Genomic DNA, 25676 nt, shown 5'->3' with positions numbered 1-25676 from the left:
CAATGAAGTTCCAGTGTGGGAGCTGGCTTGCCTGCGATAGCGGTGTATCAGCCACCAGAAAGTTGCCTGATACACCGCTATCGCGGGCAAGCCCGGCTCCCACAGGGTATGGCGGTGAAGCCTATGGCTTGGTTTCTTCCACCGGCACATGCATGCGATCCCGGTTGGCCAGGGTCGGGAACAGCTTGATCCACACCCCGGTCACCACCAGGGTGCCAACCCCGCCCATCACCACCGCAGGCACGGTGCCAAACCAGTGGGCGGTAATCCCGGATTCGAATTCGCCCAATTGATTGGACGCACCGATAAACAGGCCATTGACCGCACTCACTCGCCCGCGCATTTCATCTGGCGTTTCCAACTGCACGAACGATGCACGGATCACCATGCTGATCATGTCTGCCGCGCCCAGTACCACCAGCACCGCCAGTGAAAACCAGAACGAAGTCGACAGGCCGAAGGCGATGGTTGCCACCCCGAACACGCCGACGGCGGTGAACATCACGCGGCCCACCTTGCGGTCTACTGAGAACCGCGCCAGCCACAGTGACATCAGCAATGCGCCCACGGCCGGGGCCGACCGCAGCAGGCCCAGGCCCCAGGCACCGGTCAGCAGGATGTCCTTGGCGAACACCGGTAACAGCGCGGTGGCGCCGCCCAGCAGCACGGCAAACAGGTCCAGGGAGATGGCGCCAAGAATGTCCGGGCGGCTGCGGATAAAGCGTATGCCGGCCAGCAGCGAGTCCAGGGTGGCCTTGGCTTTGTTCAGCGGAGTCTGGCGTGCGGGCAGGTTAAGTGTCAGCACGCAGGCGATCAGGTACAGCGCCACGGTGGGGCCGTACACCCACACGCTGCCAAACGCGTAAAGCAAACCGCCCACGGCCGGTGCGACGATGGTCGCCAGTTGCTGGGCCGATTGCGATGCCGCCACGGCCCGGGGGAACAGCGCGCTGGGCACGATGCTCGGCAACAGTGCCTGGGTGGTGGGCATTTCAAATGAGCGCGCAGCGCCGAGCAGGAAGGCGAGGATGAAGATCATCTCGCGAGTCACGTTGCCGGTCAGGCCGCCGATGGCCAGGGACAAGGCGATCAGCGCCTGCAAGGTCTGGCAGATGGCAGCGACCCGGCGGCGTTCATAGCGATCCGCCACGTGCCCGGTGTGCAGCATGAACAGCACGCGCGGCACGAATTCCACCAGGCCGACCAGGCCCAGGTCCAAGACGTTGCCGGTCAGCTGGTACAGGTTCCAGCCGATCGCCACGGTGAGCATCTGGAAGCCGCTGGCGGTAAAGATCCGCGCCAGCCAGAACGCGATGAAAGGGCGGTGGTGACGTAACAGCAACGCAGGTTCACTGGGCATCGGCAATCAGGTCGGCAACGGGAGAATGGCGAGATTAGCATCAAGCTGTAACAAATAGTTGCAAGAACTGAGCTGAGGCAAGCTGTCACGCGGCAAAAGACCACACAGTCCTACAGCAAAAATGGGACTACTCTTTCAACGATGCTTGATCCAGATCAAAACCTGCCCCGGGATTGTTCTGGCGGCCGCAAGGCCAGATTCCCCACGCGATGGGTAATAAAAGAAACGAATTGAAATTCGCCACACTCCATATCCGTGGGGGCAGTGGGTGCAGGCTCCCAGCCAGCAGCCGGTATTACCTGACAGAGGAAGACTTATGTTCGGTTTGGAGGCGCTAGATCTCGCCCGAATTCAATTCGCGTTCACCATCTCATTCCACATCCTGTTCCCGGCGATCACCATCGGCCTGGCCAGTTACCTTGCGGTGCTGGAGGGCTTGTGGCTCAAGACCCACAACGACACCTACCGTGACCTCTACCACTTCTGGTCGAAGATCTTTGCCGTCAACTTCGGCATGGGTGTGGTATCGGGCCTGGTCATGGCGTACCAGTTCGGTACCAACTGGAGCCGCTTCTCGGACTTCGCCGGTGCCGTCACCGGGCCGTTGCTGACGTACGAAGTGCTCACGGCCTTCTTCCTCGAGGCCGGTTTCCTGGGCGTGATGTTGTTCGGCTGGAACAAGGTGGGGCGCAAGCTGCACTTCTTCGCCACGGTGATGGTGGCCGTGGGTACGTTGATCTCCACGTTCTGGATTCTTGCCTCTAACAGCTGGATGCAGACGCCCCAGGGCTTTGAAATCATCGATGGCCGCGTAATACCGACCGACTGGCTGGCGGTGATCTTCAACCCGTCGTTCCCCTACCGCCTGATGCACATGGCCACGGCTGCTTTCGTTGCCACGGCGTTCTTCGTCGGCTCGTCGGCGGCCTGGCATTTGCTGCGCGGCAAGGACAACCCGGCGATCCGCAAAATGCTCTCGATGGCGATGTGGATGGCCTTGATTGTTGCGCCCATCCAGGCGGTGATCGGCGACTTCCACGGCCTCAATACCCTCAAGCATCAGCCGGCCAAGATCGCCGCGATTGAAGGCCACTGGGAAAATATCGGCAACGAGCCAACGCCGTTGATCCTGTTTGGCTGGCCGGACATGAAAGCCGAGAAAACCAAATACGCAGTCGAGATTCCGTATCTGGGCAGCCTGATCCTGACCCACTCCCTGGACAAGCAGGTGCCGGCGCTCAAGGAGTTCCCACCTGAAGACCGCCCCAACTCCACCGTTGTGTTCTGGTCGTTCCGGGTCATGGTCGGCCTGGGGTTCCTGATGATCTTCACCGGTCTGTTCAGCCTGTGGCTGCGCCGGGGCGACAAAATGTACACGTCCAAACCGTTCCTGTACCTGGCGCTGTGGATGGGCCCGTCTGGGCTGATTGCGATTCTTGCCGGTTGGTTCACCACCGAAATCGGTCGCCAGCCCTGGGTGGTCTACGGGTTGATGCGCACGGCAGATGCCTCCTCCGGGCATAGCCTGACGCAGATGACCATTACCCTGGTGTTGTTCGTGGTGGTGTACTTCGCGCTGTTCGGCGCGGGCCTGGGCTACATGATGCGCCTGGTGCGCAAAGGCCCCGTGACCCACGACAGTACCGAGCCCGCCCACGGTGGCCCCGGCCAGAAACGCACCCCCGCGCGTCCGTTGTCTGCTGCCGACGATGGCAGTGATAACGACCACGACCACATCCAGCACAAGGGGAATTGAGATGGGTATTGATCTTCCGCTGATCTGGGCCGTGATCATCATCTTCGGCATCATGATGTACGTGGTCATGGACGGCTTCGACCTGGGGATCGGCATTCTTTTCCCGTTTGTTCCGGGCAAAGTCGACCGTGACGTGATGATGAACACCGTGGCGCCCGTATGGGACGGCAACGAAACCTGGCTGGTACTCGGGGGCGCGGCGTTGTTCGGCGCGTTCCCGCTGGCCTATTCGGTGGTGTTGTCGGCGCTGTACCTGCCGCTGATCCTGATGCTGATCGGCCTGATCTTCCGCGGCGTGGCCTTTGAGTTCCGCTTCAAGGCCAAGGACCACAAGCGTCACCTGTGGGACAAGGCGTTTATTGGCGGCTCGCTGGCGGCGACTTTCTTCCAGGGGGTGGCGTTGGGCGCCTTTATCGACGGTATTCCGGTGGTGGATCGCCAGTTCGCCGGCGGTTCACTGGATTGGCTCACACCCTTCACGATGTTCTGCGGAGTGGCGCTGATCGTGGCGTATGCCTTGCTCGGCTGCACCTGGCTGATCATGAAGACCGAAGGCAAGTTGCAGGAGCAGATGCACAACCTGGCGCGGCCTTTGGCGTTTGTAGTGTTGGCGGTTATCGGCATCGTCAGCATCTGGACGCCGCTGACCCACCCGGAAATCGCGTCGCGCTGGTTCACCTTGCCGAACCTGTTCTGGTTCCTGCCGGTGCCGATCCTGGTGCTGGTCACCATGTACGGGCTGATCCGCGCCGTGGCACGTAATGCGCACTACACGCCGTTCCTGTTGACGCTGGTGCTGATTTTCCTCGGCTACAGTGGCTTGGGGATCAGCCTGTGGCCGAACATCATCCCGCCGTCCGTGTCGATCTGGGATGCCGCCGCGCCGCCGCAAAGCCAGGGCTTCATGCTGGTGGGTACGCTGTTCATCATCCCGTTTATCCTGGGCTACACCTTCTGGAGCTACTACGTGTTCCGCGGCAAGGTCACCCACGAAGACGGCTATCACTAGGAGGGTTGAACCATGTCAAAACCTTCGTTGCATGAGATTGAACAGGCCGAGAAGCAGCCGTTGTGGCGGCGCCTGGGGTGGCTGGCGATGATCTGGACCGGCAGCGTGCTGGCCCTGTTCGTGGTGGCCAGCCTGATGCGCATGTTCATGAATGCGGCAGGCCTGAGCACGCATTGACACTGTAGGAGCGAGCTTGCTCGNATAACGCGGGGTGCCTGACGCCCCGCGGTGTTCTCAGGTTTTTCGCGAGCAAGCTCGCTCCTACAATAAGCAGGGCTTTTTTATTTACGCGCCTTGAGGATGACGAACTTGGGCGTGGCCGCTACTTGCTCGACACCACGGAACAACCGCGCCAGCTTGCTGTGGTAGCCCAGGTGACGATTCCCGACGATGTACAAGGCGCCACCGACCACCAGCGCTTCGCGTGCCTGCTGGAACATGCGCCAGGCGAGGAAGTCGCCCACCACTTGTTGTTGGTGGAACGGTGGGTTGCACAGCACCACTTCCAGCGATTGCGCCTCCTGGCCGGCCAGGCCATCGTCGGCACGTACGCTGACGTCCCGCTCTCCCAAGGCGGCTTGCCAGTTTTCGGCGGCCGATTGCACTGCCATATACGACTCATCCACCAAGGTGTAGTGCGCGTCGGGGTTCTGCAGGGCGCTGGCAATCGCCAGTACGCCGTTGCCGCAGCCCAGGTCCGCCACGCGTGCACTGCCCAGGTTTTTTGGCAGGTGCGGCAGGAAGGCACGGGTGCCGATGTCCAGGCCTTCGCGGCAAAAGACGTTGGCGTGGTTACACAACTCGATGACCGGCGCATCCAGGGTATAGCGGGTCGGGTAGGGCGAGACCGCGGCAGGGCGCGGCTCGACGCTGGCAATCAGCAACCGCGCCTTTTTGACCGCCAATGAGGCGTGCATGGGCCCGATGTAACGCTCCAGCAATTCGCCCGCAGCCCGTGGCAAATGCTTGATCATTGCACCTGCGATCACCTCGGCGCCGGGCGCCAGTTGCCCTTGCAGGCGGATCAGTTGTTCTTCCAGCAACGCCAGGGTTTTCGGCACGCGGATCAACACGCGATCGAACGGCCCGGTCGCGAGCTGGCTGGCCGGTATGAAGGGCACGGCATCAAAGGGCTTGCCGTTGCGCACCAGGTTTTTCTCCAGGCCCTGAGCGGCGAGGAACGAGTCACCGCTGGAGGTCACTTGCACCTGGCCTTGAAGGCTGGCTGCCAGGGCGCCGAAGCTGTCATTGAGCACCAGCACGCGGGTGGCGGCAGTGGGCTGTTGCGCGGCGAGGTGGCTGAGCAGGTATTCGTCGGCGGCATCGAAGGCTTGCAGCGGATCATTGTGTTGCTCTGGCTGACGAATCAGGTCGAGCTGGGCGAAAGGGCTGTCAAGCAGGGGCATGGCGGGGCGAGGCTCTGGGTAATCGACGGACCGTCTGAGTGAACGGCGGGGCAACCGTGGAAAGCGCACCCTCAACACTCAGAATTGGCCGTAAATGTTACGTTTTTTTCAACGCGATGACATGCGGTGTTTTACGTGGGCTAAAACAGCCCGGCTTTAGCGGCGCGCAGCACCGCCTGGATCTTGTTATGCACGCCCAGTTTCTTGAAGGTACTGCTGATATGAAAGCCCACGGTGCGCTCGGACAGGCAAAGAATCGCGGCAATCTCGGAGGCGGTCTTGCCCATCGCGGACCACTTGAGGATTTCTGTTTCCCGGGCAGTCAATTTGCTGGGCGCTTTAATGTCGGGGGCGTCGGCGTACTTCTGCGCGACGACCGCATGCATCGCATGGCAAAGCCACAACACCTGGCCGGCTTTTTCGTAAAGCTCTTCAGGGCTGACCTCGCCCTTGCTGCGAACCAGGGTCAGCATGCTGAATACACCCTGGAAGTCATGCACGGCTTGGGTCCAGCCTAAATGCACCCCGCATGACTGGGCCAACTCCCAAAGCTTGGGGGTGTTGGCAAAGGTTTTTTGTTCCCAGAGAATGGGCAGTACCGAGGTCTTACAGTGGGTTACAACGGGGTCTACATCGAAGAAGTGCGCTTGTTTATAAATGCTAAGCCATTCATTTGGATAGTCATTAAACAAAATTGGTTTTGTTTGAGTGCTTTGTGATTGGGAACTCATGGTAAAGGAGCAATATTCGAAACCTAGTTCATAAGTGTGGTTTATCACCATCTCAAACACACTGGTGATTTCACTCTCGCCGTCCAGCTTGGGCAGCCGGGCATTATGCCAATTGACCATCGGTGACTCTCCATGCGTGTATATGTGACCTGGGTACGTCCTGATCCCCCATTGCAGCTCGAAAACAAGTGTAGGGTAAGTCCTACAACTGAGCTTGAAAAATATTTTACTTGCAGGGTTTGTCTAGTTGGCCGGTTTTGTACAAGACTTGGAGCTTTGTATAAGAGCGCTAGGCAGGTATCTTTTTTTCAATACTTTTAATGTCTTGAAGGTAGTGTCAAAGTGATGTCGCTTTAAGTACCGCTTCATCTAGTGAGGTATTCAGGGCGCGTTAATAGCCAAATAATTAGTGCCAGCGTGGAGCCATGGCTGACCTGTTGGACTGGTTAAAAAACGCGCAGGCCACCCGCGTGAACCTTGAGTGACGGCAAAGCCAGTACCAATCATCAGTGTTTGCGCGGTCTGTTTTGAGGGACACTAACGGCCTGTGCAAAACGGAGCCCCCCATGACGGCCAGTGCTGAGAAATTTACCCGCCAGACCCTGCTCGATGTGCAATCGCTGACCCCCAGCCTGTTCACCCTGCGCACCACCCGCGATGCCGGTTTTCGTTTTACCGCCGGCCAGTTCGTGCGCCTGGGCGTTACCAAGGCGGATGGCAGCACCGTCTGGCGTGCCTATTCCATCGTGTCTTCGCCGTTTGACGAGCATCTGGATTTCTTTTCCATCGTGGTCCCCGGTGGTGAGTTCACCAGTGAACTGAGCCGCCTGAAGGTGGGCGATACCTTGCTGGTCGAGCGCCAGGCCACCGGGTTTCTGACCCTCAACCGCTTTGTCGACGGGCGTGACTTGTGGTTGCTGGGAACCGGAACGGGCGTCGCGCCGTTCCTGTCGATCCTGCAGGACTTCGAAGTGTGGGAAAAATTCGAGCGCATCATCCTGGTGTACAGCGCCCGGGAAGCCAAGGAACTGGCCTACCAGTCTCTGATCGACACGCTGGGTGAGCGCGAGTACCTGGCCGAGTACGCCCACAAGCTCACCTACATTCCCATCGTCACCCGCGAGCAGCATCCGGGCGCGTTGAATGGGCGTATTACGGCCTTGATCGAAAATGGCGAATTGGAGCGGGCTGCCGGCGTGGAGCTGACGGCACAGGATTCGCGTGTACTGATTTGCGGCAACCCGCAGATGGTCGATGACACGCGCCAGTTGCTCAAGCAGCGGGACATGCAACTGAGCCTGAGCCGACGACCTGGCCAGGTGGCGGTAGAAAATTATTGGTAGAAAAAAGGCGCCTTGCGAGGCGCCTTTTTTGCATCCGCAGGTTAAAGCGGCTTGTTGTTCTGTGCCTTGAGCAGATCGCGGATCTCGCCCAGCAGCACTTCTTCCTTGCTTGGCGTCGGCGGCAAGCTTGGGGCCACGGCTTCTTCGCGCTTCAGACGGTTGATCGCCTTCACACCCATGAAGATTGCAAACGCGACGATTATAAAGTCGATGATGCTCTGGATGAACTTGCCGTAGGCCAGCACAACAGCGGGTACATCACCCTGTGCTGCCTTGAGCGTGACGGCCAGATCGGCAAAGTCCACGCCACCGATCAGCAGGCCGATGGGAGGCATTATCACGTCGCCTACAAATGAGGAAACAATCTTGCCGAAGGCAGCACCGATGATGATACCGACGGCCATGTCGACCACATTACCTTTGACCGCGAAGGCCTTGAACTCACTGATCACGCCCATAGGTTATTCCTTGTTACAGTTGAGGAGGGTGGAGGTCAGTGTAATTCAGTCGAACAGCGCTTGCTCGAAACAACTGTTAACACTGTCGGTTTTTATCGACACATCAAATCGCAAATAGTTTGCAAAGTGCCACTAGTCGCGCGCGAATTAGCCGCTATTTCAGCGGGTTACCAGATTTTTTTCTTAATCGGGCCTGTGGTGTTTTTCTATTTATCTTCTGACTCGCAGGTCACTAGCCTCTGGCAAGCACAACTGAATGTGCATTAAAAAAACCAGAGGAAACCTCGATGAATACTCCAATCAGCCGCAGGCCCGTGTCGGCGCGCCACGCGCTGGCACTGGTGACCGCCAGCCTGCTTTCCCTCTCCGTACAAGCCGCCAACCTGACCCGCGATAACGGGGCTAACGTCGGTGATAACCAGAACTCCCAAACCGCCGGTGCCAATGGCCCGGTGCTGCTGCAAGATGTGCAACTGATCCAGAAACTGCAACGCTTCGACCGCGAACGCATCCCAGAGCGCGTGGTGCACGCACGCGGCACGGGCGCCCATGGCACCTTCACCGTGACCGACAACCTCAGCGACCTGACCAAGGCCAAAGTGTTCGCCGCCGGTGAAACCACGCCAGTGTTCGTACGCTTCTCGGCCGTGGTGCATGGCAACCACTCCCCGGAAACCCTGCGGGACCCACGGGGCTTCGCCACCAAGTTCTATACCGCCGAAGGTAACTGGGACCTGGTCGGTAACAACTTCCCCACGTTCTTTATTCGGGATGCCATCAAGTTCCCGGACATGGTCCATGCCTTTAAACCGGACCCACGCACTAACCTGGACGATGACTCGCGCCGTTTCGACTTCTTCTCCCATGTTCCAGAGTCCACTCGTACACTGACCGAGTTGTACTCGGACTCCGGCACCCCTGCCAGTTACCGCGAAATGGACGGCAACGGCGTACATGCCTACAAGTTGATTAACGCCAAAGGCGAAGTGCACTACGTCAAGTTCCACTGGAAGAGCCAGCAGGGCATCAAGAACCTTGATCCCAAGCAAGTTACCGAGGTGCAGGGGCGTGACTACAGCCATATGACCCATGATCTGGTCACGCACATCAACAAAGGCGACTTCCCTAAATGGGACCTGTATGTGCAGGTGCTCAAGCCTGAAGACCTGGCCAAGTTTGATTTCGACCCACTGGATGCCACCAAGATCTGGCCGAATGTGCCCGAGCGCAAAGTCGGGCAAATGGTGCTGAACCGCAACCCGGCCAATGTGTTCCAGGAAACCGAGCAAGTCGCGATGGCCCCGGCCAACCTGGTACCGGGTATCGAGCCGTCGGAAGACCGCCTGCTGCAGGGGCGCGTGTTCTCCTACGCCGATACGCAAATGTACCGCCTGGGCGCGAACGCCTTGCAGTTGCCGATCAACGCTCCACGGGTCACCGTCAACAACGGCAACCAGGACGGCGCGATGAACGTCGGCAAGACCACCACCGGCGTCAACTACCAGCCAAGCCGCCTGTTGCCCCGCGAAGAGCCGCAAGCCGCACGCTACAGCCAGTCGCCGCTGTCGGGCAGCACCCAGCAGGCCAAGATCCAGCGTGAGCAGAACTTCAAGCAGGCCGGTGATCTATACCGTTCCTACACCAAGAAAGAGCGCGAGGACTTGATCAACAACTTCGGCGGCTCATTGGCCACCACCGATGACGAGAGCAAGCACATCATCCTGTCGTTTCTCTACAAGGCGGATCCGGAATACGGCACCGGCGTAGCCAAGGTCGCCAAAGGCGATCTGGCTCGCGTAAAGGCGCTGGCGGAAAAACTGACTGACTGATTTGTTGGTTGCGGTCGGCGCCTTCACGGGCGTCGACCTTTGGCAGGAGAACACCCTATGCGTATCTCTATCGGCTTACTGATGGCCATGCTGGCCTTTACCGCTCATGCCGAGTCCACCGACCCGGTGGCGCTCAAGGCACAGTTGCAGGACTACTATTTCGACGCCGCCCGTCGTGGCGACCTCGACATGCTCAACACCTTCATAGAGTCCGGCTACGGCCTCAATGCCCAGGATGACAAGGGCTACACCGCGTTGATCCTGGCTGCTTATCACGGCCAGGGCCCGTATGTGGAGCGTCTGCTCGATGCCGGTGCCGACGCCTGCGTCCAGGATAAACGCGGTAACACGGCGTTGATGGGCGCCATCTTCAAAGGCGAGCTGAAAATCGCCCAGCGCCTGTTGGCCACCGACTGCAACCCTGACCAGCGCAACGGCGCAGGGCAGACCGCCGCCATGTACGCCGGGTTGTTCAAGCGCGTCGAATTGTTGGGCGCGCTGCAAGCCAAAGGCGCAGACCTGAACGCCGAGGACCCCGTGGGTAACAGTGCTTCACGTTTAGCCAAGGGCGAAATCCGGACCCCAGCGTCGCGCTGAGCTATCATCGCGGTTTTTCGGTTGGAGGTTCTCACATGGCAAAGGCCAAGCGCATGTACGGCTGCACGGAGTGCGGCGCGACCTTTCCCAAATGGGCGGGCCAGTGCTCCGAATGCGGCGCGTGGAACACCCTGACTGAAACCATGATCGAGAGTGGCGGTGCCGCGGCCCCCACCGGCCGTGCCGGCTGGACTGGGCAACAGGCGCAGATCAAGACCCTGGCCGAAGTCAGCGTCGAAGAGATTCCGCGCTTTTCCACCGCCTCCGGCGAACTGGACCGGGTCTTGGGCGGTGGCCTGGTGGACGGCTCGGTGGTGCTGATCGGCGGTGATCCGGGCATCGGCAAGTCCACGATCCTGCTGCAAACCCTGTGCAGCATCGCCAGCCGCATGCCAGCGCTGTATGTCACCGGCGAAGAGTCCCAGCAGCAGGTAGCGATGCGCGCCCGGCGCCTGGGCTTGCCACAGGACCAGTTGCGGGTGATGACCGAAACCTGCATCGAAAGTATCATCGCCACGGCGCGCATCGAAAAGCCCAAAGTCATGGTCATTGACTCGATCCAGACGATTTTCACCGAACAACTGCAATCGGCACCCGGCGGCGTGTCACAGGTGCGCGAAAGCGCGGCGCTGTTGGTGCGTTACGCCAAGCAGAGTGGCACGGCGATCTTCCTGGTCGGCCACGTGACCAAAGAAGGCGCACTGGCCGGGCCACGGGTGTTGGAACACATGGTCGACACCGTGCTGTATTTCGAAGGGGAATCCGACGGTCGCCTGCGCCTGCTGCGGGCGGTGAAGAACCGTTTTGGCGCCGTCAACGAACTGGGCGTGTTCGCCATGACCGATCGGGGGCTGAAAGAAGTCTCGAACCCCTCGGCGATTTTTCTCACCCGCGCTCAGGAAGAAGTTCCGGGCAGTGTGGTGATGGCCACGTGGGAAGGCACCCGGCCGATGCTGGTGGAAGTCCAGGCGCTGGTGGATGACAGCCATTTGGCCAACCCACGACGGGTCACATTGGGCCTGGACCAGAACCGCCTGGCGATGTTGCTGGCGGTGCTGCACCGACATGGCGGCATTCCGACCCACGATCAGGATGTGTTCCTTAACGTGGTGGGTGGGGTCAAGGTGCTGGAGACTGCGTCCGACCTGGCGCTGATGGCGGCGGTGATGTCCAGCCTGCGTAATCGGCCGTTGCCCCATGACTTGCTGGTGTTTGGCGAGGTGGGTTTGTCGGGCGAAGTGCGCCCGGTGCCGAGTGGGCAGGAGCGCTTGAAAGAGGCGGCCAAGCATGGCTTCAAACGGGCGATTGTGCCCAAGGGCAATGCGCCGAAGGAGGCGCCGCCGGGGTTACAGATCATTGCTGTGACGCGGCTGGAGCAGGCGCTGGATGCCCTGTTCGAATAATCCGCAACACTGCTGAACCCCTGTGGGAGCTGGCTTGCCTGCGATAGCGGCGGGTCAGCTCACCCATCCTTGTCTGATACACCGCCATCGCAGGCAAGCCAGCTCCCATCCTTGATTCATGTTGGCGGCTAGAACTCCAGCAGGGCGCCCAGCTCGCGCTCCAGTTCTTGCTCATCACCCAGGTTCAACTCAACGAACCTACGCAAATGGCTGATCGAATCCAGATCAATGTGTTTGCACACAAAGCCCAATTGACCCTGCTCTTCATGGGTCAGCCGCGCTTGCATCTTTATATGCGTCTTCTGGTCCAGGCGTATGTCGACGTCAAAGGGCAGCGCTTTATTTCCCTTCCAGTTGTCAGGCCGTTCCACCAGCAATCCCTTGAGTGATAAATCCACCAGTTTTACCGGCCATTCGCTGCCGTTTTGCCGAAGTTCGGCCGTGGCATCAAAGGCGATCCGGCGAAAACGGCGACGTTCGGACGCATGCTCGGTCATGGTAAAGCCCTCTGTGAATGGGAGGAGTGTAGCCCGGGGCCATCAAGGGGCGTTTATTTCGGCTTTTTTTAGCGGTTGAAGGCTCTAGACCAACGTAGGGGGCTGGTCTTTGAGGCCAGTAGCGCTAAACTCGGGCTGGCTGTCCTTTCTGTCCACCCTGGCTGGAATATAAAAATGAAAAATAATAATAGCCTGCTACGCCACTTACCCTGGCTGGTGCTGGCAATTGTAGGAGCGTGCGCCCTGGGCGTAGTGGCCTTGCGCCGCGGCGAGGCGATCAACGCCTTGTGGATTGTGGTCGCTGCTGTGGCCATCTACCTGGTTGCGTACCGTTACTACAGTCTGTTCATCGCCAACAACGTGATGCAACTCGATCCACGGCGGGCAACCCCTGCGGTGGTCAACAACGATGGTCTGGACTACGTACCAACCAACAAACACATTCTTTTCGGTCACCACTTTGCGGCGATTGCCGGTGCAGGCCCGTTGGTCGGCCCGGTGCTGGCGGCGCAAATGGGCTATCTGCCCGGTACCCTCTGGCTGATTGCCGGGGTGGTGCTGGCCGGTGCGGTGCAAGACTTCATGGTCCTGTTCCTGTCCACCCGTCGCAATGGCCGTTCCCTGGGGGACATGGTTCGCGAAGAGATGGGCCGCATTCCCGGGACCATCGCGCTGTTCGGCTGCTTCCTGATCATGATCATCATCCTCGCGGTGCTGGCGCTGATCGTGGTCAAGGCCCTGGCCGAGAGCCCATGGGGCATTTTCACGGTGATGGCGACCATCCCGATCGCGATGTTCATGGGCATCTATATGCGCTACATCCGCCCGGGCCGCATCGGGGAAATCTCGATCATCGGCGTGCTGTTGCTGCTGGGTTCGATCTGGCTGGGCGGGCAGATTGCCGCTGATCCAGAGTGGGCCAAGGCGTTCACCTTCACCGGTATCCAGATCACCTGGATGCTGATCGGCTACGGCTTCGTGGCTGCTGTGCTGCCGGTGTGGCTCATCCTGGCGCCCCGCGACTACCTGTCGACGTTCCTGAAAATCGGCACCATCATCGCCCTGGCGATTGGCATCCTGGTCACCATGCCTGACCTGAAAATGCCGGCACTCACCCAGTTCATCGACGGCACCGGCCCGGTGTGGAAGGGCGGCCTGTTCCCGTTCCTGTTCATCACCATTGCCTGTGGCGCGGTCTCGGGCTTCCATGCGCTGATCTCCTCGGGCACCACGCCCAAGCTGCTGGCCAGTGAAAGCCACGCCCGTTACATCGGTTACGGCGGCATGCTGATGGAGTCGTTCGTGGCCATCATGGCGATGGTTGCCGCTTCGGTGATCGAGCCTGGCGTGTACTTCGCCATGAACAGCCCGGCTGCCATTGTCGGTACCGACGTGGTCACCGTGGCGCAAACCGTCAGCAGCTGGGGCTTTGCAATTACCCCTGAGGCGTTGTCGGCCGTTGCCCACGATATCGGCGAAACCACCATCCTGGCCCGTGCCGGCGGTGCGCCGACGTTGGCGGTAGGTATCGCGCAGATCCTGCACAGCGTGCTGCCGGGTGAAAACACCATGGCGTTCTGGTACCACTTTGCGATCCTGTTCGAAGCGCTGTTCATCCTTACGGCAGTGGATGCCGGTACCCGCGCCGGTCGTTTCATGCTGCAAGACCTGCTCGGTTCCTTCGTGCCTGCGCTCAAACGCACCGAGTCGTGGACTGCCAACCTGATTGCTACCGCAGGCTGCGTGGCGATGTGGGGTTACTTGCTGTACCAGGGCGTGATCGACCCGCTGGGTGGCATCAATACCTTGTGGCCGCTGTTCGGTATCTCCAACCAGATGCTGGCCGGTATCGCGCTGATGCTGGCGACCGTTGTGCTGATCAAGATGAAGCGCCAGCGCTACATTTGGGTGACCATGTTGCCGGCTGTCTGGCTGCTGATCTGCACCACCACCGCAGGCTTCATCAAGCTGTTCGACGCCAACCCGGCGATCGGCTTCCTGTCGCTGGCCAAGAAATACAGCGATGCCCTGGCTAACGGCCAGATCCTCGCCCCGGCCAAGAGCATCGACCAGATGCAACACGTGATCTGGAACGCCTACACCAACGCAACGCTGACGGCGCTGTTCCTGTTCGTGGTGTTCAGCATCCTGTTCTATGCGCTCAAAGTCGGCGTCGCCGCCTGGGGCAACAAAGAGCGTACGGATAAAGAAGCCCCGTTCCAGGCTGTACCGGACGCATAACGAGGATTGCAGACATGTTCAATGACATCAGTCGCCTCGGTAAATACCTCGGTCAGGCCGCCCGCCTGATGGTCGGCATGCCCGACTACGACACCTACGTCGAGCATATGCAAACCAAACACCCGGACAAGCCGGTGATGGACTACAAGGCGTTCTTCCGGGAACGCCAGGAAGCCCGTTACGGCGGCAAGGGTGGGCCCAAGTGCTGCTAAGTTGGTAAAACGGCTGTACCTGTAGGAGCGAGCTTGCTCGCGAAAAACCCAAGGACACCACGTGCATCCAGACAGCACGCGTTATCGTTGACGTTCTTCGCGAGCAAGCTCGCTCCTACAGTTGTTTTTGCGCCCTCATATTTCAGGAGAATCTCTTGTCCTCTCCCATCCCCGTCACCATCCTCAGCGGCTTCCTCGGTGCCGGCAAGACCACCTTGCTGCGCCACCTGCTCAAAGCCGAGCACGGCTTGAAAATCGCTGTGATCGAAAACGAATTCAGTGACGCCGGTATCGACACCCAGCTCTTGGGCGACGAGCCGGTGCAAGTGATGACCCTGTCCAACGGCTGTGTGTGCTGCACCATCCACACCGACCTGACCAAAGCCCTGTACCTGTTGCTGGAACGCCTGGACAGCGGCGAGATCGCCTTCGACAGGCTGGTGATCGAATGCACCGGCCTGGCCGACCCTGCGCCGGTGGCCCAGACCTTCTTCATCGACGAAGAGCTGCGCGAACGCTATATCCTCGACGGCATCATCACCCTGGTGGATGCGGCCCACGCCGAGCATCATCTGACCCAGACTATTGCCCAGGCCCAGATCGGCTTTGCCGACCGCCTGCTGGTGAGCAAGCGCGACCTGGTAGACGACGCCAGCTTCGACGCCCTCAGCCAGCGCCTCACCCGCATCAACCGTCGTGCGCCGATTCGTGTGGTGGATCACGGCAAGATTGACCTGGCGGAATTGCTGGATGTGCGCGGCTTCAACCTCAACGCCGGCATGAGCCTGCGCCCGGTCAGTGCAGCGCCTTCGGTCGACCGTATTTCCAGCCTGGTGCTGCGCACCGACCAGCCGCTGGATATCGACCGTCTCAGCGAGTTCATGAACGAACTGCTGGAAGACCATGGCAAGCAACTGCTGCGTTACAAGGGCGTATTGAACATTGCCGGAGAAGACCGACGCATGGTGTTCCAGGGCGTGCTGAAGCTGTATGGCTTCGACTGGGATACCGAATGGGCCGAGGGCGAGGCGCGGGAGAGTGTGATCGTGTTTATTGCCGATGAGCTGCCCGAAGACAAGATCCGCCAAGGCTTTGAGCGGGTCTACCAATAAACCCGACTTGAAATGCACTCCAATGTGGGAGCTGGCTTGCCTGCGATAGCGGCGGGTCAATCACTGATGGGCTGACCTGACCCTGTTTCAAATTGAAATCGGCATAAAAAAGCCCGGCTCATGAGCCGGGCTTCTTATTCACGCAACTGCCATCAAGCGCCGTATACCGGCAGCTTCTTGCAGATGGCCTTGACCTTCTCACGTACCGCATCGATCACGGCTTCGTTGTTCAGGTCGGCCAGGATGTCGCAGATCCAGCCCGCCAGTTCCTTGCACTCGGCTTCCTTGAAGCCACGGGTGGTCACAGCCGGGGTGCCGAAGCGCAGGCCGGAGGTGACGAACGGCGAACGTGGGTCGTTCGGCACGGAGTTCTTGTTCACGGTGATGAAGGCTTTGCCCAGGGCAGCGTCAGCATCTTTACCGGAAATGTCCTGCTTGATCAGCGACAGCAGGAACAGGTGGTTTTCGGTACCGCCGGACACCACGTCAAAACCGCGCTCGATGAACACGCTGGCCATGGTCTTGGCGTTCTTGACCACTTGTTGCTGGTAGGTCTTGAACTCAGGCTGCAGTGCTTCCTTGAAGCAGATCGCCTTGGCCGCGATCACGTGCTCCAGCGGGCCGCCTTGGGCGCCCGGGAAAACGGCGGAGTTGAGCTTCTTCTCGATCTCGGCGTTGGCGCGTGCCAGGATCAGGCCGCCACGTGGGCCGCGCAGGGTCTTGTGGGTAGTGGTGGTGACCACGTCAGCGTAAGGCACTGGGTTGGGGTAAACGCCCGCAGCTACCAGACCGGCCACGTGGGCCATGTCGACGAACAGATAGGCACCGACCTTGTCGGCGATTTCACGGAAACGTGGGAAGTCCAGGATCTGCGAGTAGGCAGAGAAACCGGCCACGATCATTTTTGGCTTGTGCTCGACGGCCAGGCGCTCGACTTCATCGTAGTCGATCAGGCCGTTGGCATCGATACCGTACTGAACGGCGTTGTACAGCTTGCCGGAGGACGAAACCGTGGCGCCGTGGGTCAGGTGACCGCCGTGGGCCAGGCTCATGCCCAGGATGGTGTCGCCGCCTTGCAGCAGGGCCAGGTACACGGCGCTGTTGGCTTGGGAACCGGCGTGTGGCTGGACGTTGGCGTAATCGGCGCCGAACAGCTCTTTTGCACGATCGATGGCCAACTGCTCAACCACGTCGACGTACTCGCAACCACCGTAGTAGCGCTTGCCTGGGTAGCCTTCGGCGTACTTGTTGGTCAGAACCGAACCTTGAGCCTCCATCACCGCAGGGCTGGTGTAGTTTTCCGAAGCGATCAGCTCAATGTGCTCTTCCTGGCGCACGGCTTCTTGCTCCATGGCGGCGAAGAGATCGGCGTCGTACTTGGCAATAGTCAAATCACGGCTGAACATGGCGGTCCTCAAGGATCGGGGGCAGAAAAGGAGGGCATTCTAACTCAATGGGTTTTAGATGGCATATGAAAGGACATCATGTCGCGGACAAGTGGGGTTCATCTGGGGATGATCGTTCCCACGCTCTGCGTGGGAATGCATCCCGTGACGCTCTGCGTCACATTTAAAAGCGGACGCAGAGCGTCCAGAATTGCGTTCCCACGCGGAGCGTGGGAACGATCAGGGACTTCAGTCAAACATGAACAGCGCATCATTACTGAACTGCACCTCAAACCGATTCGCCGGCATCGGCCGCCCGAACAGGTAACCCTGCACCTCATCACAGCCATGTTCACGCAGGAAGTCCAATTGCTCATGGGTTTCCACGCCTTCGGCGATCACTGCCAGGTTCAGGCTGTGGGCCATGGCAATAATCGCCCGGGCGATCTGCGCGTCCTGCTCACCGGAGGGCAGGCCATCGACGAAGGTGCGGTCGATCTTCAGCACATCGATGGGGAATTGCTTGAGGTAGTTGAGCGACGAATAGCCGGTGCCAAAGTCATCCACCGCGATGCTCAGGCCCAGGTTTTTCAGGCTGGCGAGGATCTGCAGGGCTTCGTTGACTTCACGCATCAGGATACTTTCGGTCAGTTCCAGCTCCAGGCACGCCGGCGGCAGGCCGGTGTCCTTGAGAATGGTGGCGATACGCGTGCCCAGTTGGCCGTCGGAGAACTGCCGCGCCGAGATGTTTACCGAGACTTTAGGGACTCGCACCTTGTTCTGGTGCCAGGTCTTGAGCTGGCGACAGGCTTCGCCGATCACCCAGTCGCCCACATCCACCACCAGCCCGAGCTCTTCCAGCACCGGGATAAAGTCCCCCGGCGGTACCAGGCCACGGCGCGGGTGGCGCCAGCGCAGCAGGGCTTCGGCGCCGGTCAGGCGTTTGCCGTCGCCGCTGAATTGCGGCTGGTAATAGAGCACGAATTCGTTCTGGTCCAAGGCGTGGCGCAGGTCGCTTTCCAGTTCCAGGCGCTCCAGGGCGCTGGCGTTCATGTCGGCCTGGTAGAACTGGAAGTTGTTCTTGCCGCGCTCTTTAGCGTGATACATCGCCGTGTCGGCGTTTTTCATCAATTGGCTCAGCTCGTTGCCGTCTTGCGGGCTCAGGGCGATGCCGATGCTGGCGGTCACGAAGAATTCGCGGCCCTCCAGCACAAAAGGTTTGACCAGGCTGGCGAGGATCTGCTCGGCCACATGAATGGCGCGGTTCAGCGCCATGTCGCGGCTGACCCGTGGTTGCAGGAGCAAGGTGAATTCGTCGCCGCCCATGCGCGCCACGGTGTCGTCCTCGGCCACGCAGCCGAGCAGGCGCGTGGCCATTTCCTTGAGCATGCGGTCGCCGGCCGCGTGGCCGAGGGAGTCGTTGATCGGCTTGAAGCGGTCAAGGTCGAGGAACATCAGCACCACCCACGACTTCTGCCGTTCGGCGGACTGCAACGCGGTGTGCAGGCGGTCCTGGAACAGCGTGCGGTTGGGCAGGTGGGTCAGGGCGTCATAGTAGGCCAGGCGGTGGATGCGCTGCTCACTGGCCTTGCGCTCGCTGATATCGCTGAAGAAACACACGTAACTGGCCAGGTCGCCTTCGTCGTCGAACACCGCGGTAATGCCGACCCAGGCCGGGTAATGCTCGCCATTGAGACGCTTGAGCCACACCTCGCCTTCCCAGGTGCTGTGCTGGTGCAATTGCTTGAGCACATAACGCAGATGGGCTTCCTGCTGCTCATCGACGGTGAGCATATTGGGCAACTGGTCGAGCACATCGCTCACCGCATAGCCGCTGACCCGGCTGAACGCCTCGTTGGCCTGCACGATATAACCGGCTGGGTCGGTGATCAGGATGGCCGAGGTGGAATGCTCAAATACCGTGGCCGCCATGCGCAGGTCTTTTTCGGCGCGGCGTTGCTGGCTGATATCGCGGCCCACGCCGAGGATGCCTTCAAACGCGCCATTTTCATCCCACACCAGCACCAGGCGCAGTTCTATCGGCACCTTGCGCCCGTCGGCGCGCAGGCAGTCGAACAGAAACAGTTGGGTCTGCAGTTCATCGCGCAAGGTGTTCAAGGCGTCGGGGTTGCCGAGGGCGCGGCTGACCTGTTCCATCAGGCTGTAAATGCCGGTCAACTGCTGAGGGTTGGCAACGATCGACTGCCAGCCGTTCTTGAACACCCAGTCCACGTCATAGCCCAGGACGGTGTTGACCGAGGGGCTGATGTAGTTGAGGGCCAGTTGGCTGTCGGTGGAGCAGATCACGTCGCTGATGCTTTCGGCCAGCATCCGGTAGCGCTGTTCACTGTCGCGCAGTGATTCACTGGCCTCGATCTGGTCGGTAATGTCCTTGGCCACGCCGATGATCCGGGTGACCACCGTAGACGTATCGCGGGCCAGGGCCTGTTCGCGGATATCGAAGCGGCGCCACTGGTTATTGCGGTGACGAAAGCGCAGTTGGCAGTGCAATTGGGTCGTATAGCCGACCTGGCGTTGTTGTTCGCGCGCGTCATGGTAGTGCTCGGCGTCTTCGGGGTGCAGCAGGACTTCCCAGAAGTACTCACCCATTTGCTGCAACTCGGCTTTGTTGTAGCCCAGGGTGTGACCCAAATGATGGTTGCTGAAAATCATGCGCTGGCTGATCACATCTTGCACATACAGGTGATCGGGCACGGTGCGCACCACATCCGACCAGAAACTTTCACGCTCCACCAGCGATAACTCGATCAGCTTGCGGCTGGTGATGTCGCTGATGCTGAGAATCACGGCCTTGACGTCGTCCTGCTGCTCCGGCAAACGCATCACCAGCCACAGGTACTGTTCGTTGCCGGCCACGTCGTTGAGCTGGATTTCCAGCTCCAGCTGTTTTTGCCGGGTCAGTACGGCCTCCAGCACCTGATAGCCGATGGACGTGGCATTGCTCGGGCAATCATCGATCAGGCGCTCCCACGCCTGCTCGCAAGACGCGACGTTGAGCAGGCGCACGGCCATCTGGTTGACCTCGGTGACGCGCAACTCCTTGAGCAGTTGCTTGCGCTCGGCGGGGTTGGCCTGCAACCAGGCGTGCAACTGCTCACGGCTTTGCACCTGGGTCTTGTTGCAAAACGCCTTGAGCCCCGACAGGTCCAACACGCACAACGCGACGCCGGTGCCTTCGAAGATGTCCTGATAGCGTCGCCGGCCTTCGTTCACCTGGCGTTGGCGACGGCGCATGTTGAGCAGCACGATCACCGGGATCAGCGAAAACGCCAGGCCCAGCAGGCACTTGCCGATAAAGGCCGGCAGCAGTTGTTCCAGCACCGCACTGCGGTCAAACATGCCGCGCAGTTGCCAATCGCTTTTGCTCAACGGCGTGACCAGCACGCTGCGGTTCAATTCTTCCGGTGTCAGGGCGCTGGACCACTGCGCCGGCATGCCGCTGTCACGGCTGACCACACGATGGTTCAGGCTGTTCTCGATTGCCCACATCGGGCGCTGGCCCTGGACATCCTGGCGTGTGAGGTTGGCCAGATAATTGGGCGCCAGGCGCAAGGCCCAGTACATCTTGGAGCCACCGCTGGGTTGGTGCAGCAACAGATAGATGACCGTGCCGTCATTGTCGTTGCTCAGGTAGTAGGACTGGGCGTGACTGCGCTTGACCAGGTCTTCGAGCAGGGCACTGTCTTGGCTGCCTTCGGCAGTGTCGCTGATCAGTGCGCCGCTGGGGGCGAGCAGGGCGAAGCTGCGCAGGTCCGGCAGCGAGCGCTGCAAGGTGCGCATCAGGGCCTGCTGCTGTTCGGCATTGCGCGGCGGCTCGACAATCGGCAACAGGTTCAGGGCGATCTGCGCGCTCAGGGCCATGCTCTGGCTGATCTGCTCGGCCAGGTCGGCGCTGTAGTCGATGGTGTATTGCTGTTGGTTTTTCTGGTTCTGCTGCAATTGGTCCAACAGTTGCCAGAACAACAAGGCGAGCAACAGCAGGACAAGCGTCGCCAACGCGCCTTTCAAGGTGCCGTGCAGGGGCGCTCCCGGCGCAATATGAGCGGCGCGCAAGGGCGTGGGCGGCGTGACGTTGGACAAACTGTGATCCTGCGGTTTGGCTGGACTGGCGCGCGACGTGCACTATAAGCCGGACGCCCGAAGGGCGGCTAGCATGCCTTGAGTTGTGGCAAAGTGCCAGTCCTGCCTGGCTGGACTGCCCCAGCGCATTCAGGTAGCTTTGCCGGTTACGCGGGGGCGTTCCAGCCCCAGACATTCAGGCTTTTTTTGCTCGCTGGCATTGATGATAGTCAAAGGCCCGCGCGGCGCATGGCCTGGCACGGGCTTCGTCCGCTTAATTCATCAGTCACTGACGCTAGGTTCACCATGGCTCAATACGTCTTCACCATGCATCGGCTGGGAAAAGTTGTTCCGCCGAAGCGGGAAATCCTGAAAAACATTTCGCTGTCCTTCTTCCCAGGCGCCAAGATCGGCGTGCTCGGCCTCAACGGTTCGGGTAAGTCCACCCTGCTGAAAATCATGGCGGGCGTCGACACCGAGTTCGAAGGCGAAGCCCGTCCGATGCCGGACCTGAACATCGGTTACCTGCCGCAAGAGCCGATCCTGGACCCGACCAAGACCGTGCGTGAAGTGGTCGAAGAAGCCGTCAGCGTGATCAAGGACGCCCAGGCCCGCCTCGATGAGGTGTACGCCGCCTACGCTGAACCGGATGCCGACTTCGACAAGCTGGCTGCCGAACAGGCCAAGCTCGAAGCGATCCTGCAGGCGGGCGATGGCCACAACCTGGAGCGCCAACTGGAAGTCGCCGCCGATGCGCTGCGCCTGCCAGCCTGGGACGCCAAGGTCGAGCACCTGTCCGGTGGTGAAAAGCGTCGTGTGGCCCTGTGCCGCCTGCTGCTGTCGGCCCCTGACATGCTGCTGCTCGACGAACCGACCAACCACCTGGACGCCGATTCCGTCGCCTGGCTGGAGCATTTCCTCCACGATTTCCCGGGCACCGTGGTTGCGATCACGCACGACCGTTACTTCCTGGACAACGTCGCCGGCTGGATCCTGGAGCTCGACCGCGGCGCTGGTATCCCTTACGAGGGCAACTACTCCGGTTGGCTGGAAGCCAAGTCCGACCGTCTGGCCGCCGAATCCAAGCAGCAATCGGCCCACGAAAAAGCCATGAAGGAAGAACTGGAGTGGGTGCGCAAAGGCGCCAAGGCCCGCCAGTCCAAATCCAAGGCCCGTCTGCAACGCTTCGAAGAAATGCAGTCGCAGGAATTCCAGAAGCGCAGCGAAACCAACGAGATCTACATCCCGGCCGGTCCGCGCCTGGGTGACAAGGTCATCGAGTTCAAGAACGTGACCAAAGGCTATGGCGACCGCGTGCTGATCGACAACCTGTCGTTCGCCATGCCAAAAGGCGCGATCGTCGGCGTTATCGGTGGTAACGGTGCGGGTAAATCCACGCTGTTCCGCATGCTGATGGGCAAGGAAACCCCGGACTCCGGCAGCATCGAGATCGGTGACACCGTGCAGTTGGCCTGTGTGGACCAGAGCCGCGACGACCTCGACGGCAGCAAGACTGTGTTCCAGCAGATCTCCGACGGTTCCGACCAGATCCGCATCGGCAACTATGAAATCCCGTCGCGCACCTACGTCGGCCGTTTCAACTTCAAGGGCGGCGACCAGCAGAAGTTCGTCAAGGACCTGTCCGGTGGTGAGCGCGGTCGCTTGCACCTGGCTCTGACCCTGAAAGAGGGCGGCAACGTGTTGCTGCTCGACGAACCGTCCAACGACCTCGACGTTGAAACCCTGCGTTCCCTGGAAGAAGCCCTGCTGGACTTCCCGGGCGCCGCCATTGTGATCTCTCACGATCGGTGGTTCCTTGACCGCGTCGCGACCCACATCCTGGCGTACGAAGATGACTCCCAAGCGGTGTTCTTCGAAGGTAACTACACCGAGTACGAAGCCGACCGTAAAAAGCGCTTGGGTGAGGCCGCTGCCCAGCCGCACCGCGTACGCCACAAAAAACTGGCCTGATGCTGCAATAGCCGCAACAGCCTGTTGAAAAAATACCCCTCACGCAGGGGTATTTTTTTGCCCGCGTTATGCCGGGAGCGTCGTGGGCGCCAGCGCTGGGCGGCTGCGCAGCAATTCTTCGACCACCCCCATGAACGCCTCGACCAACAATGAGCGTGACGGTGAGCGCGTGAGTATCAGCAGGTGTACCCAGGCTTCGGGGTCTGCCAAGGGGCGGTAGACCACGCCTTTCCTGGCCAGGGTTCGGGTGCACTGGGGCACGAGCGAGACACCTTGGCCTGCCGCCACCAGGGCGATGATCGAGGTGATCTGGCGCCCCGCAGGGCCCGGGCGCAGCGCCAGGCCACGGCGTTGATACAGGTGCTCGATGGAGCCGTTGAGGCCCGAACCGTAATCGCTGGGGAACAGAATCAACGGGTACTCACTGAGCTGGGCGAGGGTGACTTCGCTCTGCTCCGCCAGCGCGTTGTCGCTGCAAAGAGCCGCCACCAGCGGTTCTTGCCCCAACGACAAAGCCTCGACGCCGGTTTGCCCGGCCTCAGGCAGCAGGCGGCTCATGCCGACGTCGATGCGCCCGTCCAGCACGTGCGTGTGCAGGCTGCCGGAAGCGCTCTCCACCAGGGTCAGTTGCACATCGGGAAAACGCTGGGCGAAGGCTTGCAGGGTTTGGCTGAAGAGTTCCGACAACGCGATCGAGCTGGCATAGCCTACGACCAGTTGGCCGGTCGAGCCGGCAGCCAATTTGGCGGCGATGTCTTGTGCAAGCCTGGCGTGTTCCAGCGCTGCGCGGGCATACGGCAAAAAGTGCTGGCCTTGGGCGGTCAGTGTGACCGTACGACTGGTGCGGTCGAACAGGCGAAAGCCAAGCTCGGTTTCCAGGGCCGAAATCTGCCGCGTCAGGGGCGGCTGGGCAAGGTGCAGGCGCTGGGCCGCGCGGCCGAAGTGCAGCTCTTCGGCGACCGTCAGGAAGTAACGTAACTTGCGTAGATCAAGCATTCTGTTTCCTGGGTATTGATCGGTCCGAATTCGGTATTGGTGTTCGCTGCGCTGGGTATTCTATAAACATCCTCGACTATAAGACGAGAGGCCACATGAACCCGCGCATGCATCACGCCCGCTTCGCCGTGTTCCTGTGTGGCTGTGCGGCGTTTCTGAATCTCTATGCGACACAGAGCATCCTGCCTGCGTTTGCCGAAAGCTTCCAGGTGAGTGCCCGGCAGGCAGGGTGGAGCATCACGGTGACCACGCTGGCGGTGGCGGTGACCGCGCCGTTTGTCGGGCGCCTGACCGGCCGTTTCGAGCAGCGCACGGTGATTGCCGTGGCCGCTTTGCTGCTGGCGCTGCCGACGCTGCTGACGGCCTATGTGGACAGTTTTGCCGAGCTGCTGGTGTGGCGTTTTGTCGAAGGGATGTTGATCCCAGTGGTGTTCGCCACCAGCGTGGCTTATATCGGTGATCGCTGGCGTGCGGCCACGGTCACCGAGATCACCAGTCTGTACGTCGCGGGGACGGTGCTCGGTGGGTTTGCCGGGCGCTTTGTCTCGGGGGTCATGACCCAATATGTGGGCTGGCGCGAAGCCTTCGAACTGTTGGCGGTGATCAGCCTGCTGGTCGGCCTGCTGATTGTGTGGCTGTTGCCGGCCAATCCGGTGGCGCGGCCCGGCGTTGCGGCCGTGGGCATGCACGGGGTGCGCCGGCTCCTGCGCAAACCCTTGCTGGCGGCCTATGGCGTCGGTTTCTGCGTGCTGTTCTCCCAAGTCGCAACCTTTACCTATGCCGGGCTGTATCTCAGCCAGGCCCCGTTCAACCTGGGCGCCGCAGCCTTGGGCACTTTGTATGCGGTGTTCCTGCTGGCGCTGGTGGTCATTCCTGTTGCGGGGCGCTTGAGCAAATCGCGACCACAATCGCAGTTACTGACCGGCGCTGTTGCGCTCGGCATCTGTGGCTCGGCGCTGACATTGTTGCCGTCCCTGTGGCTGATCGTGTTGGGGCTGGCCCTGAGTTCGACCGGCGTATTCCTGGCACAGGCATCCGCCAATGCGTATATCGCCACCACGGCAGGCCCGGACAAGTCCGGCGCCGTGGGGCTGTACCTGACCGGCTATTACCTGGGCGGCAGCGCCGGCGCCGTGGTCCCGGCCATGCTTTGGAATCAATGGGGCTGGCCGGGCTGCGTCGCGTTGGTCGCAGGTTTTCAGCTGTTATCGCTGGCGATTGCCCTGCTGGGCTGGAAACCGGTAAAGCCCCAGGCCCTGATCGCCGGACAGCGCGGCAAACCAGCCTGAT

20 protein-coding genes are annotated in these 25676 nt (G+C 60.5%); 12 read left to right on the top strand and 8 right to left on the bottom strand.

The window, feature by feature from the left end:
• Positions 1–121: 121 nt before the first annotated feature.
• The gene (locus ACTJLA_RS05700) at positions 122–1360 is read right to left on the bottom strand and encodes an MFS transporter (RefSeq protein WP_057975523.1); all 1239 of its coding nucleotides are present in this window, start codon (positions 1358–1360) and stop codon (positions 122–124) included.
• 316 nt (positions 1361–1676) lie between these two features.
• On the opposite strand from ACTJLA_RS05700, the gene ACTJLA_RS05695 reads away from it, so the two are divergent.
• The 3 genes from ACTJLA_RS05695 to ACTJLA_RS05685 are packed head-to-tail and all read left to right on the top strand — an operon-like array spanning position 1677 to position 4302.
• A complete protein-coding gene (locus ACTJLA_RS05695; protein ID WP_014720025.1) occupies positions 1677–3116 on the top strand; it encodes a cytochrome ubiquinol oxidase subunit I in 1440 nt (479 codons plus the stop codon).
• Position 3117: 1 nt separating this feature from the next.
• Positions 3118–4125 carry a cytochrome d ubiquinol oxidase subunit II gene (gene cydB / locus ACTJLA_RS05690; protein ID WP_034126946.1) on the top strand — a complete coding sequence of 336 codons (1008 nt, stop codon included), beginning with the start codon at positions 3118–3120 and terminating at the stop codon, positions 4123–4125.
• Between the two features lie 12 nt (positions 4126–4137).
• Complete coding sequence (locus tag ACTJLA_RS05685) at positions 4138–4302, top strand: DUF2474 domain-containing protein (protein WP_003194328.1); 165 nt, start codon at positions 4138–4140, stop codon at positions 4300–4302.
• 104 nt (positions 4303–4406) lie between these two features.
• On the opposite strand, the gene ACTJLA_RS05680 is transcribed toward ACTJLA_RS05685, so the two are convergent.
• Both ACTJLA_RS05680 and ACTJLA_RS05675 read right to left on the bottom strand, forming a co-directional pair.
• Positions 4407–5531: a methyltransferase gene (locus ACTJLA_RS05680; RefSeq protein ID WP_057975522.1), complete on the bottom strand. Its 1125-nt coding sequence runs from the start codon at positions 5529–5531 to the stop codon at positions 4407–4409.
• A gap of 140 nt (positions 5532–5671) precedes the next feature.
• Positions 5672–6382, bottom strand: a complete 711-nt coding sequence (locus ACTJLA_RS05675; RefSeq protein WP_440840790.1) for a helix-turn-helix transcriptional regulator — start codon at positions 6380–6382, stop codon at positions 5672–5674.
• A gap of 446 nt (positions 6383–6828) precedes the next feature.
• Here ACTJLA_RS05675 and ACTJLA_RS05670 point away from each other — a divergent pair, with 446 nt between their 5' ends.
• Positions 6829–7605: a ferredoxin--NADP reductase gene (locus ACTJLA_RS05670; protein WP_019818025.1), complete on the top strand. Its 777-nt coding sequence runs from the start codon at positions 6829–6831 to the stop codon at positions 7603–7605.
• Between the two features lie 41 nt (positions 7606–7646).
• On the opposite strand, the gene mscL is transcribed toward ACTJLA_RS05670, so the two are convergent.
• The gene (mscL, locus tag ACTJLA_RS05665; protein ID WP_014720019.1) at positions 7647–8063 is read right to left on the bottom strand and encodes a large-conductance mechanosensitive channel protein MscL; all 417 of its coding nucleotides are present in this window, start codon (positions 8061–8063) and stop codon (positions 7647–7649) included.
• A 287-nt stretch (positions 8064–8350) separates the two neighbouring features.
• On the opposite strand from mscL, the gene katB reads away from it, so the two are divergent.
• From katB to radA, 3 genes are read left to right on the top strand one after another with little or no spacing between them, the layout of a single operon-like run.
• Positions 8351–9892 carry a catalase KatB gene (gene katB / locus ACTJLA_RS05660; protein WP_127881438.1) on the top strand — a complete coding sequence of 514 codons (1542 nt, stop codon included), beginning with the start codon at positions 8351–8353 and terminating at the stop codon, positions 9890–9892.
• Between the two features lie 57 nt (positions 9893–9949).
• Entirely contained in the window at positions 9950–10489 is a 540-nt protein-coding gene (locus ACTJLA_RS05655; protein WP_440840787.1) for an ankyrin repeat domain-containing protein, read from the top strand.
• 35 nt (positions 10490–10524) lie between these two features.
• Positions 10525–11892 carry a DNA repair protein RadA gene (gene radA / locus ACTJLA_RS05650; protein WP_003194313.1) on the top strand — a complete coding sequence of 456 codons (1368 nt, stop codon included), beginning with the start codon at positions 10525–10527 and terminating at the stop codon, positions 11890–11892.
• Between the two features lie 128 nt (positions 11893–12020).
• Here radA and ACTJLA_RS05645 read toward each other — a convergent pair whose 3' ends face one another.
• Positions 12021–12389: a PilZ domain-containing protein gene (locus ACTJLA_RS05645; protein WP_072448303.1), complete on the bottom strand. Its 369-nt coding sequence runs from the start codon at positions 12387–12389 to the stop codon at positions 12021–12023.
• Positions 12390–12563: 174 nt separating this feature from the next.
• On the opposite strand from ACTJLA_RS05645, the gene ACTJLA_RS05640 reads away from it, so the two are divergent.
• The 3 genes from ACTJLA_RS05640 to yjiA all read left to right on the top strand — a co-directional run bounded on the left by ACTJLA_RS05640 (position 12564) and on the right by yjiA (position 15954).
• Positions 12564–14630, top strand: coding sequence for a carbon starvation CstA family protein (locus ACTJLA_RS05640; protein ID WP_054896154.1), 2067 nt, complete (start codon positions 12564–12566; stop codon positions 14628–14630).
• A 14-nt stretch (positions 14631–14644) separates the two neighbouring features.
• Positions 14645–14842 (top strand): YbdD/YjiX family protein, encoded by a 198-nt coding sequence (locus ACTJLA_RS05635; RefSeq protein WP_003194308.1) that lies wholly within the window; start codon positions 14645–14647, stop codon positions 14840–14842.
• 155 nt (positions 14843–14997) lie between these two features.
• Positions 14998–15954 (top strand): GTPase, encoded by a 957-nt coding sequence (yjiA, locus tag ACTJLA_RS05630; RefSeq protein ID WP_014720013.1) that lies wholly within the window; start codon positions 14998–15000, stop codon positions 15952–15954.
• Positions 15955–16106: 152 nt separating this feature from the next.
• Here yjiA and glyA read toward each other — a convergent pair whose 3' ends face one another.
• The gene (gene glyA, locus ACTJLA_RS05625; protein ID WP_003194304.1) at positions 16107–17360 is read right to left on the bottom strand and encodes a serine hydroxymethyltransferase; all 1254 of its coding nucleotides are present in this window, start codon (positions 17358–17360) and stop codon (positions 16107–16109) included.
• A gap of 228 nt (positions 17361–17588) precedes the next feature.
• Positions 17589–21440 (bottom strand): sensor domain-containing protein, encoded by a 3852-nt coding sequence (locus ACTJLA_RS05620; protein ID WP_314551411.1) that lies wholly within the window; start codon positions 21438–21440, stop codon positions 17589–17591.
• 285 nt (positions 21441–21725) lie between these two features.
• Here ACTJLA_RS05620 and ettA point away from each other — a divergent pair, with 285 nt between their 5' ends.
• On the top strand, positions 21726–23390 hold the full coding sequence (gene ettA / locus ACTJLA_RS05615) for an energy-dependent translational throttle protein EttA (RefSeq protein WP_014720011.1): 1665 nt from the start codon (positions 21726–21728) through the stop codon (positions 23388–23390).
• 66 nt (positions 23391–23456) lie between these two features.
• Here the strand turns inward: ettA and ACTJLA_RS05610 are convergent, their stop codons facing one another.
• The gene (locus tag ACTJLA_RS05610) at positions 23457–24386 is read right to left on the bottom strand and encodes a LysR family transcriptional regulator (RefSeq protein WP_205548070.1); all 930 of its coding nucleotides are present in this window, start codon (positions 24384–24386) and stop codon (positions 23457–23459) included.
• 95 nt (positions 24387–24481) lie between these two features.
• Between ACTJLA_RS05610 and ACTJLA_RS05605 the strand changes: the two genes are divergently transcribed.
• The gene (locus ACTJLA_RS05605) at positions 24482–25675 is read left to right on the top strand and encodes an MFS transporter (protein WP_054896151.1); all 1194 of its coding nucleotides are present in this window, start codon (positions 24482–24484) and stop codon (positions 25673–25675) included.
• Position 25676 lies beyond the last annotated feature (1 nt).

Source organism: Pseudomonas sp. 22072 (assembly GCF_052046095.1).
GTDB classification, from domain to species: domain Bacteria; phylum Pseudomonadota; class Gammaproteobacteria; order Pseudomonadales; family Pseudomonadaceae; genus Aquipseudomonas; species Aquipseudomonas paracarnis.
The sequence above is the reverse complement of the archived record's forward strand: the minus strand, read 5'-3'. Positions and strand labels throughout refer to the sequence as shown.